Below are 15469 nucleotides of genomic sequence, written 5' to 3'. Positions count from 1 at the left end.
CTACTGGTTTTGGTTGTCTTGCAAGCGCTTCTGATCTTTTCGTGTTGTGATCCTTAAACCACCATGAGGTAATTTAATTACTTGGATCTCATCTTCGTCAGATGCCATTTCTGTCACTTTATCTGTTAATTCTTGTTGTAACTTAGCTTTGTTATCTGACAGTTCGTTAGACTCAAAGGCGTACCTAGACAAAGCAATAACCACTCGTCTATTTTTGGCTCGACCATCGACCGTTTCATTACTGGCAATTGGATTATTTGAGCCGTTGGCTTTAATACCTAATCGTTGCTGAGCAATACCGAACTTTTCTAATAAATTAGTTACTGACGCCGCTCGTGCAGCCGATAATTGCCAGTTTGACGAAAATATTTCATTATTTATTGCTAAACTATCCGTGTAACCCCTTATTTCAATTAGGTTATCTCCGCTAGAAAGTACTTTAGCAATCTGACTTAAAATAATGGAAGCTGCCGGACTGGCGCTTGCACTACCTGAAGGAAAAAGCATTCCTGAGTTTAACTCAATAGTAAGCCAATCATCATCTAATTCAAATTTTGCTAAGCCATTCTCAGTAAGTTGTAGCAATGCAGTTTGCATTTCATGTTTAAGCGCTTGTAGCGGCTTACCAACTTTCTTATCTAACGATTCAGATATAGATAAATTTTCACGTGTTAATTCAGGTCCTTTCTCTGGTAACAAATTATTACCATCGAGCAACTCGGCTTGATAGGTTTGATTTGTTAATAAACCATCACCTGTTGTGCCTTTGCCTTTATCGCCACTAATATGGAACACTTTACCAAATGACTCTGATAAAACATTAAATGAGTCTTCTTTAACAATTGCCTTTGCATATAGCACGACGAATAAAGCAAACATGAGCGTCATATAATCGGCATAAGAAACCATCCATCGTGTTTGACTTGGATGTTTATTCAGTTCACTAACGCGTCTTAATCGACTCATAAATTAACAACTCTTATACAAACTCTCGTTGATATGCTTCTAATTTTCTAGAGATATTCTGTGGATTTTCACCGTTAGCGGTACTCATGATCCCTAAGATGATCATTTCTCGGTATAACAGCTCTTCATCTATGTGCGCCTTTATTTTTTCACCAAATGGGATAAATATTAGGTTTGCACTGCCTACACCATAAATAGTAGCGACAAATGCAGTGGCTATGCCTTGTCCTAAAGCCGATGGGTCATCTATATTAGCCATCGCTTGGATTAAGCCTAATACTGCACCTATGATGCCAATGGTTGGACTAAAACCGCCAAACGATTCGTATACATTGGCAGCTCTATTTTTATGTTCACTTTCTAACTGAGCTTCTAGCTCTAATGAATCTCTGAGCACATCATTATCAACACCATCAATCAACATCATTAACGCTTTTTTGACAAAAGGGTCATTTTCAATATGCACTTGATGTTCTAAAGCTAAAAAACCTTTTTGACGAGCTATATCAGCCCATTTACAAAGTTTAAGTTTATACAGATTAAAGTCGTATGTGGGAGATTTCCAAATCAGAGGAAATAGAGTAATGCTATGGTAGAAGTCAGCTTTTGGGGTTTGTAACATGACAGCACCTAAAGTGCCGCCAAATACAATGATAAATGCAGGTAGTTGAAACAGAGCAGAAACACCGCCACCTTCAACCGCATACCCGCCAAATACCGCCGCTAGTGCGATAATAATGCCGGATAATGCAAGCTTATCCATAATTCAACTCTTTTAAGATAGATGAAGTCATTTCTTCTAATGCTATATTTTCTTCTGAAATACCTGCAACAGTAACCGCTTGAGGCATACCATAGACAACACAACTTTGTTCATCCTGCGCCCAAATTTTGGCACCACGTTGTTTTAACATTCTAGAGCCTTCACGTCCGTCGGCTCCCATTCCTGTTAAAATAATACCTAAAACATCGCCACCATATACTTTTGCGGCACTACCAAAAGACAGATCAACACTTGGTTTGTATGTCATTCTGGCAGAGTCATCTTCAAGTATTTTAATTGTCGCGTTGGCTCCACGTCCTTCTATCAACATTTGTTTACCACCAGGAGCTAAGTAAGCTACTCCAGGTTTTAATACATCACCATGCTCAGCTTCTTTAACTGAAATTTTACATAATGAATTAAGTCTTAAAGCAAAAGCAGGTGTAAACGCAGCAGGCATATGCTGCACGAGTATAATAGGTAACTTAAAGTTACTAGGGAATCCTGTTAATACTTTTTGTAATGCGACTGGGCCTCCTGTTGAGGTACCAATGGCCAATAATTTATAACTTTTCCCAGAAGACTTTCTTGCCACACTAGAACGGCTAATCGTTGGACGATTTACTGAACTTGATTCTGTAGCTTGTGCATTTCTTACAGATGACGTTCTAGATAAACTAGCCGCTGCCGATTTTGGCGTCTCTGGTTTTGGTGAAGTCGAAGTATCTAAAGATGCAGGTTTTGGTGCTGATGAACGTCTCATCATGCTAGAACGTCGTCCCAACGCACAAACTCTGTCTTGTAGAACTTTAGTGCCTTCTTTTTTATCTTTTGCTATGTCTTCAAACTTTTTAGGCAAAAAGTCTAATGCACCAGCTTCCAGTGCATCTAACGTCGCTTTAGCCCCATCATGCGTTAATGATGAAAACATAATAATAGGTGTTGGACACTCATTCATTATATGACGGACTGAAGTGATGCCATCCATGACAGGCATCTCTATATCCATAGTAACGACATCAGGTCTTAATAATTTAGTTTTCTCTACCGCATCCTTCCCGTTAACAGCATCGCCCACAACCTGTAAATCAGGATGTGCATTTAATATCTCTGCGACTCTGCGTCTAAAAAATGCAGAGTCGTCTACTATCAATACTTTCATAACCATTTGATATTATTATTTAAGCCTTAAGTTAGAACGACGAGCGTAATGATTTAGTAAGTTTGGAACATCGAAGATTAACGCAATGCCACCATCAGATGTAATTGTTGCGCCAGCCATGCCAGGAGTACCTTGTAACATAGCGTCTAATGGTTTAATAACCACTTCTTCTTGTCCAATCAATGAATCAACAACAAAACCAACTTGTTGCGTACCTATTTGGATAACTACAACATGTCCTTCTGAACGTTTTGATTCTGCTTTTGGATTTTTGATTAACCAATCTTCTAAATAAAATAAAGGAATGGCTCTTTCTCTAACCGTGACAGTCTGTTGACCATCAATAATATTAGTTTTGGTTAAATCTAAATGAATTATTTCATTAACCGTTGATAGTGGCAGTGCAAATACAAGATCAGCAACAACAACCATTAAGGTAGGTAAAATAGCTAACGTCAATGGCACTTTAATTTGTAATGTTGTGCCTTTGCCTAATTCAGACTGGATTTCAACAGAACCATTTAGTTGGATGATTTTAGTTTTAACTACATCCATGCCAACGCCTCGACCAGATATTTCTGAAATCTCAGCTTTAGTCGAAAATCCTGGAGCAAAAATTAAGTTAAAGGCTTCAGTATCAGACAATCTTGCGGCTGAATCTACGTCTAATACACCTTTATCAATTGCTATTTGTTTTAATTTTTCAGGGTCCATTCCTTTACCATCATCTTCGATGGTTAAAAGTATATGATCACCTTGCTGTGAAGCTGATAGTCGAACCATTCCCATTCTTGGTTTGCCAGCACTTTCACGTTCATCTGGCATCTCAATACCATGATCAACGGAGTTCCTAACTAAATGCACTAATGGATCGGCTAACGCCTCTACTAAGTTTTTATCTAAATCGGTTTCTTCACCAACCAATTCTAACGTTATTTCTTTATTTAGCGTTCGAGACAAGTCGCGTACAACTCGAGGGAAACGACCAAACACTTTTTTGATTGGTTGCATGCGGGTTTTCATCACCGCACCTTGTAAATCACCAGTCACCACATCTAAGTTAGAAATGGCTTTAGTCATTTCTTCATCAGAGCCTAAATTCACACCTAAACTGACTAGACGGTTACGAACAAGCACTAACTCGCCGACCATATTCATGATTTCATCTAAACGTTTAGTGTCAACACGTACCGTTGTTTCGGCCTGAGGCACTGCTTTTTCTTTCGGTGGAGCTTTAACTGGAGCTGGTGCTGCAGGTTCTGCCTTTTTAGGTGCAGGAGCAGGCTTGGCAGCAGGTGCCGCAGCTTCAGGTTCTTTTTTAACTGGTGTAGATTTTGGTTTTTCTGCTTTGGTTGGTGAAGAACCTTTGCCATGAAGCTCGTCTAATAAAGACTCAAATTCATCATCGCTAATTTCATCACCACCAAAATTTGGAGGCGGACGTGAAGCAGGTTCAGACGGCTTTTCTTCCGCTTTACCTTCAATTTTAAATGAGCCTTTACCGTGAAGTTCATCTAACAATGCTTCAAAGTCATCATCAGAAATATCATCACCAGCACCAAAGTCAGGCGTTCCTGTTGGTTTAGCAGGTGCTGCACTTTCAGGTGGTGCAGATTTACCTGGAGTAGAATGAAGCTCATCTAATAAGGCTTCAAACTCATCTTCTGATATACCATCGATATCACCAGATGTAGGTGGAGCTGCACTAGTCGGTGCTGCTGCTGACGCTTCATCTTCAGATTCAGGTGAGCAGTAACGGTGAAGTGCATGAAGTAATTCAGGATCGGCTGGCTCTGGATCTTCACCAGCTTGAACTTGGGCAAACATCTCATTGACAGTGTCAAGAGATTGTAAAATAACATCCATTAATTCAGCTGTTACTTTACGTTTACCTGTCCTTAAAATATCAAAGACATTCTCGGCACCATGACAGGCATCGACCAAATTTGTTAACGCAAGAAATCCCGCTCCACCTTTTACGGTGTGGAAACCACGGAAAATTGAATTTAATAAGTCAGCATTTTCTGGATCGTTTTCCAGTTCAACTAACTCTTCAGATAATAATTCTAATATTTCTGCTGCTTCAATTAAGAAATCTTGTAATATCTCTTGATCAACATCCAAAGCCATGCGGCCGCTCCCTTAATCTAAAAGCCTAAACTTGACAACAAGTCGTCCACTTCATCTTGATTTGAAACCGCATCTTCACGATTCTCTGCATCTATGATTGGACCCTCAACACCATTGTTATCGACCGATTGGTCTTTCTCATGAGTATTATTTAACTCATTCGAAACATTAGTACTTGGCTCACCAAAAACAGTAAGTAAATGTATTAAACTATCTTCTACATCTTTAACTAACTCTATAACTCTTTTTATAACTTGCCCGGTTAAATCTTGGAAATCTTGGGCCATCATTATTTCTGTCATATGAGTATGGATTTGTGCTGCGTCTTTACCAGCACCTTCCATAAAGTCATTTATGCTGTAACAAAGAGTTTTGAATTCACCTAACTGAATTTCACGCTGCATGAGTTTATCCCATTCAGGTTTTAGCTCAGTCAAGCTAGTGTTAATTTTATCAGCTAAAGGTAAGCTTGAATCAACAGCATCCATTGTTTTGTTAGCCGCTTTCTCCGTCAAATCCATGACATAACTTAACCTTTCTTTTGCGTCTGGAATATCATCACTCGCAAGGTTAGCTATTTTAGGATCAAGTTGAAAGTTAGATAATGAATCATGTAATTGACGCGTTAACTTTCCGACTTCAGCAAATAATGCTTTATTCTCAGGGCTTGCTGCAGACATAAGAATTTCATTGGCAGATTGGTCATCACCAGATTCAAGCGCAATAACAAGCGCTTTAGCCTCTTCTAGACTGATCTGCGGAGTTGTCTCTTTCGACATATTTAACTCCTAAATAAGATTACTCTAGACGTTCGAAGATTTTTTCTAACTTGCCTTTAAGGGTAGCAGCTGTAAAAGGTTTTACAATGTAGCCATTAACACCAGCTTGGGCGGCGGCAACAATTTGTTCCTTTTTAGCTTCTGCAGTTACCATCATTACTGGCATATGCTTTAAGTTATCGTCTTTTCGAATTTCACGAAGTAGATCAATACCTTGCATTCCCGGCATATTCCAATCGGTTACTACAAAATCAAAATGTCCATTTTGTAACATCGGCAATGCGGTACTGCCGTCGTCAGCTTCCTGTACATTGGTAAAACCAAGGTCACGAAGTAAGTTCTTAATGATTCTTCTCATTGTAGAAAAGTCATCAACAACTAGAATTTTCATGTTCTTATCCAAAGCATCCTCCAGTGAGGTAAATTAGTTATATTAATTATTAATTAAAATTAGGAAGTTACAAGTTTTTATAACCATTCTTTTAATCTTGAGCGTAATCTCACCATTGCTTGGCTGTGAATTTGACTAACTCTAGATTCACTTACATTCAAAACATTCCCAATTTCGCGTAAGTTTAATTCATCATCATAGTACAATGATAATATCAATGCTTCTCTTTCGGGCAAATTTTTAATTGCCGAAGAAATTGATTTTTTAAAAGAACTACTTTCAACACCTACATATGTATCGTCGGCTTCGTAGTCTTCTTTAATTGAAATAACATCTTCGCTTACACCCATGTCATCAATACCAATGATTTTACCAGCATTAGCTTCTTTTAACATCACATGGTATTGAGCAAGAGATATGTCTAACGATTCTGCCACTTCAGTGTCTTTTACATCTCGACCTAAATCAGATTCTAATGTAGAAATTCTATCTGCAATCATACGTGCATTACGGTGTACCGAACGAGGTGTCCAATCACCTTTACGTATGTCGTCTAGCATTGATCCTCGAATACGAATACCGGCATAAGTTTCAAAACTTGCGCCTTTTGAACCATCAAAGTTTTTAGCGGCTTCTAATAAACCTATCATTCCTGCTTGGATAAGGTCATCGACCAAAACGCTATCTGGTAAGCGAGCAGCCAAATGATGGGCTATTCGTTTAACCAATACAGAATGCTTTCCTAATAAATCGGAAATGTCGGTTTCTTTGGCCTCGTAGGCAGCTGCAACTTTACTGTTCAAATCATACCTCTTAATTGACCAATTGCTCTAAAAAGAACTCTAAATTTCCTGACGCATGTGCTGGCACAGGCCAATGATCTATTTTAGTTGCTAAAGTTTTAAATGCTATTGCTGACGGAGAACGAGGGAAAGCATCGACAATCGCTCTTTGGCGTCGTACGGCTTTCCTTAAGTTTTCATCAAATGGAATAATAGCAGTTAATTCTAAGTTCACATCTAAAAATCGATCTGTTACTAAAGTTAACTTTTTAAATAAATTCTGACCTTCTTTTAAAGTACGTACCATATTGGCAACCACCTTAAATTTTGCGACCCCATGGTCACGGTTCAGAATTTTAATAAGTGCGTAAGCATCTGTAATGGATGTAGGCTCATCAGTCACTACGACTAAAATCTCTTGTGAGGCGCGGGAGAAGGAAAGTACCATGTCTGAAATACCAGCAGCCGTATCCACGATGAATACATCAACAGGTGTTTTCATTTCACTAAAAGCGCGAATTAAACCAGCATGTTGTGCAGGTGATAACTCAACCATATCAATAGAGCCTGACGTAGCAGGTACTATTTTAACGCCGCCTGGTCCTTCAACCAAAATATCATCAAGTTCAGCTTCGCCTGAAAGGACATGAGACAAGTTTTTATCGACTCGTAATCCCAACATAACATCACAATTAGCTAAACCTAAATCGGCATCTAATACTAATACACTTTTTCCAGTTTGAGCGATGGCAATGGCCGTATTAAGTGAAACACTTGTTTTACCCACACCACCTTTACCGCCGGTTACTGCTATTACTTTTGTTTTTTTCATTGAAGACATATATCTCAAGCCACTAGCCTGATCGGAACAGGTTTTATCAATCATACATGCCAACAGCTCTTGGCACTACCTTATTATGTTTCTTTCTAACTTTTTGTTTTAATTCAAAGAGTTGATTAGCTTTTTGCACGATTTTCTCACTATTTGCAACTCTTATATCTTCAGGAACTCGTTGACCGTTTGTTAAATAACCAATTGGTAATCGATTATGAATCGCAACGCTCATTAACTCTCCTAAACTAAGAGATTCGTCAATTTTTGTAAAAATACAACCCGACAGAGGGATTGTTTTAAAGTGTTGAACACTCTCTTGTAAAACGCTCATTTGAGAAGTTGCTGATAACACTAAGTAATTTTTAATATTAACTCGCGACTTAGTCAACAAATGATTTAACTTTTCTGTCAGTTTTAAATCGCGTTGGCTCATGCCTGCGGTATCAATTAAGATCAATTTCTTGTTACGTAATTGATAAATAGCGTCTGATAATTCTTCTGTATTTTTAGCTTGTTTTAAAGGACAACCTAAGATTTTCGCATACGTTGCCAACTGCTCTAAAGCACCAATTCTAAAGCTATCCGTTGAGATAAGACCAACTTTATCTGCACCATGAATTTGTGCATATCTTGCGGCTAACTTAGCAATTGTAGTCGTTTTTCCAACACCTGTAGGTCCAACAAGCGAATAAACACCACCACGGGTAATTATTTCATTTGTTGTTGTATCTAACTGCTCAGTTAATAAGCTCAACATATGTGGCCAAGCATCTCGTTGTACTAAATCATCAGATAAAAAGTGAGTTAAATGCTCTGATACCTTTTTTGACAATCCCATATCTTTTAACTTAGAGATCAACATAGCTTTTAAAGGTGATTTTCTTTCAACATCTTGCCACATAAGTTCTGAAACTTGATGTTCCAATAACTCTTTAATCGAATTCATTTCAGATTTAAGAGAAGATAATTCAGTATTAAAATCTGCTTTTACAACGTTACTGCGAGTATCTTGATGCAAACCACTAGCCTGATGTTCGTCGTTTAAATCCGACTCATCTAATGGTGCACTTAATGACGGTTGATGATGATTATCAGTTTCTTCAACGGTTGTTCTTGCTTTTGATAACCATTGTTCAAATTCTGACTCAGCCTGTTGAGATAATACTTGAGTTGCTCGTTCAGATTTTTGACGATTACTAAGTTCAGATTTAGTTGACGGTGCAGCTGACTTTTCACCAGTACGAGTTTGTCGATTTAACAACTCAGTAAGTGATGAGGCAATTTTTTTCTCGCCTTCGGTCTCTTCAATTACGCCACTGTATGCAGACATAGCTTGGCTTGGTTGCTGAGTTATTTGTTTTGCTGTTTGTTGTGCTGACTCATTAACTGAATCATTATCAACAGCAGCAACTATCTCAATACCTGAAGCAGTCTTCTTGTTTGACATGATCACAGCATCTGGCCCCAACTCTTCTTTAACTTGGTTAAGAGCGGTTCTCATATCTTTTGCATAATAACGTTTAATTTTCACTTTTAATCTCCGTCAAGAATCTGGCATTAGCCAACTGAACTGACTATTTTAATTTGTTTCTCTTCTGGTATTTCTTGATAAGACAAGATAACCATGCCTGGAATGCTGTGTTTAATGAATCGAGATAACACGCTTCTTAGCATTCCGGACGTAAGTAAAATTGATGGTTCACCCGATAACTCTTGAGTTCGGTGGGCGTCAGATAGCGATTTTTGTAATCTTTCTGCTAACCCTGGCTCAATGCCAGCACCATCATTTCCTGCTGACTGCATAGACTGTTGCAACATCTGTTCCAATTCAGGAACCAAAGTAATGACGGGGATTTCAGTCGCAGAACCAGTGGCGTCTTGAACGATAAAACGACGAAGTGCGATACGACAAGCAGCGGTTAAAACATCGGAATCTTGGCTCTTAGGAGCGTACTCAACTAAGGTTTGTAGGATTGAACGCATGTCTCTAACAGGTACGCCTTCGTTTAATAAGTTTTGTAACACTTTGGTCACTACAGAGAGTGACAACATCTCAGGAACTAGGCCACCAACCAATTTAGGATAGTTTTTACCTATCATATCTAATAAGTTTTGAGTTTCTTCATGGCCCATTAATTGTGAAGCATTGTTGGTTAACAGTTGGCTAATATGGGTTGCAACAACAGTAGCGGCATCTACAACGGTGTAACCTAATGACTGAGCTTTATCTCGTAAGCTAGACTCAATCCAAACTGATTCTAAGCCGAATGCAGGGTCTATTGTGTCTATGCCATCAACTTTACCAAATACTTGTCCTGGGTTAATCGCTAAGTCACGATCATGTCTAATTTCGGCTTCACCTATGGTGACCCCCATTAAAGTAATGCGGTAGTGATTTGGATCTAAATCTAAATTATCACGTATATGGACGGCTGGAATTAAGAAGCCAAACTCTTGACTTAACTTGCGCCTAACCCCTTTCACGCGAGAAAGTAATTCACCGCCTTGGCTTTTATCAACCAAAGGTATTAAACGGTAACCAACTTCTAAACCTATTGTGTCTACATGGGATACATCATCCCAGCTCACATCTTTATTTTCTGATGCGTCAGCTGGGTCAACTTCAGCTTCCTCTTTTGCTTCTTTTTCTTTCTTAATTGCTAGATCTTTTGTTGCCTTAGCCGTTAAATAACCACCACCTAGTAATAAACATGCAAAGATTAAGAAAGTTAAATGAGGCATACCAGGTACAATACCCATAGTGAATAACACGCCACCGGCAACGTATAACACTTTTTCAACACCAAGTTGCGTATGGAACTGAGTACCCATTTCTTCGTCGGTATTTTGTCGTGTAACAACAATCGCGGTGCCTATTGATAATAATAAACCAGGTATTTGAGCAACAAGACCGTCACCAATCGTCAAGATTGTGTAAATTTCAACGGCTTCACCAAATTGCAAATCATGTTGGATCATACCGATGAATAATCCACCGATAATGTTAATAAACAGAATAATGATGCCCGCAACCGCATCACCTTTTACAAATTTAGACGCACCATCCATCGAACCATAGAAGTCAGCTTCTTTACCTATCTCTTCACGACGGGCTTTAGCTTGTTCTGGTGTTAAGAAACCAGCATTCAAATCGGCATCAATCGCCATTTGTTTACCAGGCATGGCATCCAAGGTAAAACGAGCGGTAACTTCTGATATACGACCAGCACCTTTGGTAACAACCATAAAGTTGATAATAACAAGTATCGCAAATACCACTAGACCAACGGCGTAGTTACCGCCGATAACAACTGAACCAAAGGCTTCAATTACTTGACCAGCTGCAGCACCACCGTTATGACCTTCTAACAGAACAACACGTGTACTGGCCACATTAAGGGCAAGTCGTAATACCGTTGCAATTAAAAGTACAGAAGGGAAAGCACCAAAATCGAGGGGTTTTAAGGTGTATACAGTTACTAAAAGTATAACCAGAGCAAGTGCAATGTTGAATGAGAATAAGATATCGAGCATGAGTGCTGGCAAAGGTAAAATAACCATTGCCAAGGCAGCCAAAATAAACAAAGGAGCACCTAAACCACTAAAATGCTTAAGGTTATCTTTTTTAAATACTTGATTAAACTTTCCGGTCAATTCCATTAAAACTACCACTTAACTTACTTATTAGTAGGTAGTTGAGCAAAGATCAGGCCAAATTATTGGTCAAGGAATTGACTCGTATTAACAAGGCTAATTTATAACCTGAACATCGTCCGCTAAGGTTACAAAAAACTCAGGTGAAATCGACTTTAATGTCTTAACTCGGGAGGAATTGGTAAGTTTCGTGATAAGTCTTTTGGTTTGCTTCCTTTGCCTTTGTTATACAGATCGAGCTGATAAACATAGGCAAGAACTTGAGCAACAGCGACAAATAACTGTTCTGGGATCTCTTGATTTAATTCAGTTGTGTAATAGATTGAGCGCGTTAACAGCGGAGTGATTACTATTGGAACGTCTTTCTCTTTGGCAATTTTTCTAATTTGCATCGCCATCAGGTCGGCTCCTTTGGCAACAATATAAGGAGACGATGATTTTGTTATGTCATATTTAATAGCAACTGAATAATGAGTTGGATTAGTAACAACTACGTCAGCGTCTGGTACATCTTTCATCATACGGCGTTGAGATATTTCGTGTTGGACTTGTCTAATACGCCCTTTTATTTCTGGATTACCTTCCGTTGATTTGTACTCATCCTTAACTTCTTGTTTACTCATTTTTAGCTGTTTGCTGTGGTTCCAGATTTGAAATGGCACATCTATTATCGCAATCACAATAGTAGAGCAGCATAACCCCATAAACACCCAAGCGAGCAATAGAGTCGCCTCTTGAGTATTCCCAGGTAAATCTTGAACGCTTAAAAATAAGATGTCTCTGATATAAATTTTAATTAGCATGATGGCAACAAAGGCCACCACAATCACTTTTAAGATGGACTTAACTAACTCAACTAATGCTTGGCTACCAAACATCCTTTTGAAGCCTTTAGCTGGTGACATTTTATTTAATTTAGGTGCCATCGCCTGCCAGCTAAAATTAATACCACCTAATAAGCTGTTCGCCACAAACGCCGCAAATAAAATAAATGCAAAAATGGCAAACATTGGCATTGATACCGCAGAAAGAGACTCCCCCATTGCCTGAAACATTTTTTTGGGGTCAAAGATATCATCACGGTCTAGTGCAAATTTAGACCTCATGTCATCCATTAGGGCGATGGCTAAACCACTACCAAACATCAACAACGAAGCAGCAGAAGCAACCAGAACACCAGTAGTGCCTAGTTCTTTAGAGCGAGCTATCTGACCTTTTTTCCGGGCGTCTTCTTGACGCTTGGCGGTGGGGTCTTCTGTTTTTTCTGCGTCGCTACCTTCAGCCATTTAATGCTCCGTTAACAACCAATTATTTTACACATCATTTCGAGTGACGTTTGCCAGTTATTTTCAAAGTGGAAAACAAAACTTTCCATCGTGATCCACATTACAATTAAACCAGACATCATAGTAAATGGAAAACCAATCGAAAATATATTCAATTGTGGTGCAGCACGCGTCATGATCCCAAAGCTTAAATTAATCACTAACATCGCAACTAATGGCGATATAGATAAAATTAACGCAGCAGCAAACATCCAGCCACCAAATACCGCTAAATCATAAAAACTACCTGTGGCAATCCATTCATCGGTTATTGGTAATAAAGTAAAACTTTGCACTATCAATTGGATCATAGCGATATGGCCATCAATAGACCAAAATAATAAAGTAGATAAGACTAAGAAGAATTGACCAACGGCTGGAACACTCATGCCGTTCGCTGGGTCAACCATAGAAGCAAAACCTAAGCCTGATTGCATAGCAATAGCTTGTCCTGCAATAACAAAAATTTGTAGAAATATAACTGAAACAAAGCCAACAGCACTGCCGATCATGACTTGTTGTGTAACGCGAATAACCATTTCAAAGGAAAATAAATTGGTAAATGGAGATGGCGGCAACATAGGCATGACCATAATAGTAATAGCTACTGCATAAGCCGATTTTATTGGCCCAGGTATCGTCCTAGCACCAAGTCCAACCATTACCATCATCATGGCTGAGATACGGGTAAAGGGGAGTAATAAATCTGCTTGATATTGCATGAGTTGCTGCAGCAATACTTCCATTATAAGTGGCCTTTGTTAACCAATCACTGAGGGAATACGCTGAACTAGCTCGATAGTGAAATCCATGATCATTCCAGTTATCCAGTGCCCTGCAAACATAACGGCTAATAAAGTTACGATAAGACGTGGCAAGAAGCTTAACGTTTGTTCATTGATTGAGGTTGCTGCTTGGAATACCGCAACGATTAAACCAACAATTAAGCTCGGGACCACAATTGCAGCGACCAAAATAATAATTAGCCATAATGCATCACGTAATATATCAACGAACATTTCAGGACTCATAGCTAAGTCCCTAACCCAAAGCTTTTCGCTAAGGTACTCATAACTAAAGACCAACCATCGACTAATACAAACATCATAAGTTTAAATGGCAGTGACACTATCATTGGCGACAACATCATCATACCCATTGCCATTAATACCGACGCCACCACTAAATCTATAATCAAAAATGGGATAAAAAACATAAAACCAATTTGGAATGCGGTTTTTAATTCGGATGTAACAAATGATGGAATGATCACCGACATTGGTAATTCATCCGGTGAATTTAGCTCAGTGTAACCCGCTATTTCAGCAAAGGTTTGTAAATCTGTAATACGAGTTTGCGCCAACATAAATTCACGCATTGGTATTTTACCAATTTCATAAGCTTGGATAGAGGTTATATCTTCGTTTAAATAGGGTTCTACTGCCGTTTGATGAATTTCATCAAAAACAGGCGCCATAATAAAAAACGTTAAGAACAACGAAATACCAATTAAGATTTGGCTATTTGGTGTTTGTTGTAAGCCCATCGCTTGTCTAAGAATAGCTAATACAACAATAATGCGGGTAAATGACGTCATCAACATAACAATCGCTGGAATAAAGCTCAGCGCCGTCATCATAGCTAGTACTTGCAGTGTTACGCTGTAATCTTTTGAACCGTCAGGATTGTCTGTGATGGTTAGTGCTGAAAAAGCTCCACCTTCAGCAAATACATCAGGCGTAAATACAGATAGAAACAATACCATTCCAATAAGGATAAATTTCACTATTTAGCATCCTTTACGTTAGAGCTTTTATTATTAGTCGCTTTTGCTGGCGGTGTATAACCAAATACTTTATTTATTTTGTTAACCAAACTGTTATCTGTCAATGCTTGTGTTGGTTTTTCTATTTTATTGTCTAACTTAAACAAGTGATTAACGCTTTGATTTGTTACCCCAATAGCATGCTGTTCACCTTGAACATCAATGATCACTATACGTTCACGTCCGCCGAGCGACATGCTACTGACCAATTTAAAATGCTCTGATGAAGCTGGGGTTAAATTAAACTTTTTAGCAAACCAAGCAATCACAAAGATCACAAAAAGCACAAACAACAAGGCCATCAACATTGACACTAAACTACCCGTTTGAGTGTTTAGTCCAGTGCCAGTATCAATGACTTCAGTTTGCTTTTCTGAAAAGCAAAAAGCATCATTGGTCGTTAGACCTAATGATGCTACAAATAGATAACGCTTTAAATGACTAGCGTAATTTTTTAATACGTTCAATTTGACTTATTACATCCGTTAATCGAATACCAAATTTGTCATTAACCACAACCACTTCACCGTGTGCGATTAATGTACCATTAACTAATACATCAAGAGGTTCACCAGCAACCCGGTCTAACTCTACTACAGAACCTTGATTTAGTTGAAGTAAATTACGAATACTTATTTTACTACGCCCTACTTCCATCGAAATATTAACAGGGATATCTAAAATAGTTTCTAATTTTCTAGACTCATCTTCGTTTAGAGTCGCACTAGTATCTTGTAATTCTTCAAGTTCAGCTGGAACTACATCATCTGCACCACCAGCGCCATCATCACCAGACTCAACTAACGCTGCAGCCCATTCGTCCATAGTATCTTGTTCGTCACTCATGGCCATTTACC

Annotated in this window: 16 protein-coding genes; all 16 read right to left on the bottom strand. The window is 38.7% G+C overall.

Going from position 1 to position 15469, the window contains the following annotated elements:
- The 16 genes from BTO11_RS08985 to fliN all read right to left on the bottom strand — a co-directional run bounded on the left by BTO11_RS08985 (position 1) and on the right by fliN (position 15458).
- Positions 1-966, bottom strand: a complete 966-nt coding sequence (locus tag BTO11_RS08985) for an OmpA family protein (RefSeq protein ID WP_105052290.1) — start codon at positions 964-966, stop codon at positions 1-3.
- Between the two features lie 13 nt (positions 967-979).
- Complete coding sequence (locus BTO11_RS08980; protein ID WP_105052289.1) at positions 980-1729, bottom strand: flagellar motor protein; 750 nt, start codon at positions 1727-1729, stop codon at positions 980-982.
- Entirely contained in the window at positions 1722-2897 is a 1176-nt protein-coding gene (locus BTO11_RS08975; protein WP_105052288.1) for a protein-glutamate methylesterase/protein-glutamine glutaminase, read from the bottom strand. Before BTO11_RS08975 ends, BTO11_RS08980 begins: the two co-directional genes overlap by 8 nt.
- 9 nt (positions 2898-2906) lie before the next feature.
- Complete coding sequence (locus BTO11_RS08970) at positions 2907-5021, bottom strand: chemotaxis protein CheA (protein WP_105052287.1); 2115 nt, start codon at positions 5019-5021, stop codon at positions 2907-2909.
- 17 nt (positions 5022-5038) lie between these two features.
- Positions 5039-5800 (bottom strand): protein phosphatase CheZ, encoded by a 762-nt coding sequence (locus tag BTO11_RS08965; RefSeq protein ID WP_105052286.1) that lies wholly within the window; start codon positions 5798-5800, stop codon positions 5039-5041.
- Between the two features lie 19 nt (positions 5801-5819).
- Positions 5820-6203 (bottom strand): chemotaxis response regulator CheY, encoded by a 384-nt coding sequence (cheY, locus tag BTO11_RS08960; RefSeq protein ID WP_105052285.1) that lies wholly within the window; start codon positions 6201-6203, stop codon positions 5820-5822.
- Positions 6204-6268: 65 nt separating this feature from the next.
- Positions 6269-6994 carry an RNA polymerase sigma factor FliA gene (locus BTO11_RS08955; RefSeq protein ID WP_105052284.1) on the bottom strand — a complete coding sequence of 242 codons (726 nt, stop codon included), beginning with the start codon at positions 6992-6994 and terminating at the stop codon, positions 6269-6271.
- A 10-nt stretch (positions 6995-7004) separates the two neighbouring features.
- A complete protein-coding gene (locus tag BTO11_RS08950) occupies positions 7005-7859 on the bottom strand; it encodes a MinD/ParA family protein (RefSeq protein ID WP_105052283.1) in 855 nt (284 codons plus the stop codon).
- Complete coding sequence (flhF, locus tag BTO11_RS08945; RefSeq protein ID WP_105052282.1) at positions 7852-9339, bottom strand: flagellar biosynthesis GTPase FlhF; 1488 nt, start codon at positions 9337-9339, stop codon at positions 7852-7854. Before flhF ends, BTO11_RS08950 begins: the two co-directional genes overlap by 8 nt.
- A 26-nt stretch (positions 9340-9365) precedes the next feature.
- Complete coding sequence (gene flhA, locus BTO11_RS08940) at positions 9366-11468, bottom strand: flagellar biosynthesis protein FlhA (protein WP_105052281.1); 2103 nt, start codon at positions 11466-11468, stop codon at positions 9366-9368.
- Between the two features lie 149 nt (positions 11469-11617).
- Positions 11618-12748, bottom strand: coding sequence for a flagellar biosynthesis protein FlhB (flhB, locus tag BTO11_RS08935; RefSeq protein WP_105052280.1), 1131 nt, complete (start codon positions 12746-12748; stop codon positions 11618-11620).
- An 11-nt stretch (positions 12749-12759) separates the two neighbouring features.
- Positions 12760-13533, bottom strand: a complete 774-nt coding sequence (gene fliR, locus BTO11_RS08930) for a flagellar biosynthetic protein FliR (protein WP_105052279.1) — start codon at positions 13531-13533, stop codon at positions 12760-12762.
- Between the two features lie 15 nt (positions 13534-13548).
- Positions 13549-13818: a flagellar biosynthesis protein FliQ gene (fliQ, locus tag BTO11_RS08925; RefSeq protein ID WP_105052278.1), complete on the bottom strand. Its 270-nt coding sequence runs from the start codon at positions 13816-13818 to the stop codon at positions 13549-13551.
- A gap of 2 nt (positions 13819-13820) precedes the next feature.
- Entirely contained in the window at positions 13821-14576 is a 756-nt protein-coding gene (gene fliP, locus BTO11_RS08920; protein ID WP_105052277.1) for a flagellar type III secretion system pore protein FliP, read from the bottom strand.
- Positions 14573-15079, bottom strand: coding sequence for a flagellar biosynthetic protein FliO (gene fliO, locus BTO11_RS08915; protein WP_105052276.1), 507 nt, complete (start codon positions 15077-15079; stop codon positions 14573-14575). The genes fliP and fliO overlap by 4 nt, the downstream gene beginning before the upstream one ends.
- On the bottom strand, positions 15054-15458 hold the full coding sequence (fliN, locus tag BTO11_RS08910; RefSeq protein WP_105053716.1) for a flagellar motor switch protein FliN: 405 nt from the start codon (positions 15456-15458) through the stop codon (positions 15054-15056). Before fliN ends, fliO begins: the two co-directional genes overlap by 26 nt.
- Between the last annotated feature and the right edge of the window lie 11 nt (positions 15459-15469).

The organism is Psychrosphaera saromensis (assembly GCF_002954545.1).
Lineage (GTDB): Bacteria > Pseudomonadota > Gammaproteobacteria > Enterobacterales > Alteromonadaceae > Psychrosphaera > Psychrosphaera saromensis.
This window is presented reverse-complemented; position numbering and strand designations above follow the sequence as displayed.

Excerpts from the sequence above, each read along its gene's own strand:
- BTO11_RS08950 (WP_105052283.1), bottom strand. The coding sequence starts at position 7,859 with ATGATTGATAAAACCTGTTCCGATCAGGCTAGTGGCTTGAGATATATG.
- flhB (WP_105052280.1), bottom strand. The coding sequence starts at position 12,748 with ATGGCTGAAGGTAGCGACGCAGAAAAAACAGAAGACCCCACCGCCAAG.
- BTO11_RS08985 (WP_105052290.1), bottom strand. The coding sequence starts at position 966 with ATGAGTCGATTAAGACGCGTTAGTGAACTGAATAAACATCCAAGTCAA.
- fliQ (WP_105052278.1), bottom strand. The coding sequence starts at position 13,818 with ATGAGTCCTGAAATGTTCGTTGATATATTACGTGATGCATTATGGCTA.
- BTO11_RS08975 (WP_105052288.1), bottom strand. The coding sequence starts at position 2,897 with ATGGTTATGAAAGTATTGATAGTAGACGACTCTGCATTTTTTAGACGC.
- BTO11_RS08970 (WP_105052287.1), bottom strand. The coding sequence starts at position 5,021 with ATGGCTTTGGATGTTGATCAAGAGATATTACAAGATTTCTTAATTGAA.
- flhA (WP_105052281.1), bottom strand. The coding sequence starts at position 11,468 with ATGGAATTGACCGGAAAGTTTAATCAAGTATTTAAAAAAGATAACCTT.
- BTO11_RS08980 (WP_105052289.1), bottom strand. The coding sequence starts at position 1,729 with ATGGATAAGCTTGCATTATCCGGCATTATTATCGCACTAGCGGCGGTA.
- fliN (WP_105053716.1), bottom strand. The coding sequence starts at position 15,458 with ATGAGTGACGAACAAGATACTATGGACGAATGGGCTGCAGCGTTAGTT.
- BTO11_RS08965 (WP_105052286.1), bottom strand. The coding sequence starts at position 5,800 with ATGTCGAAAGAGACAACTCCGCAGATCAGTCTAGAAGAGGCTAAAGCG.
- fliR (WP_105052279.1), bottom strand. The coding sequence starts at position 13,533 with ATGGAAGTATTGCTGCAGCAACTCATGCAATATCAAGCAGATTTATTA.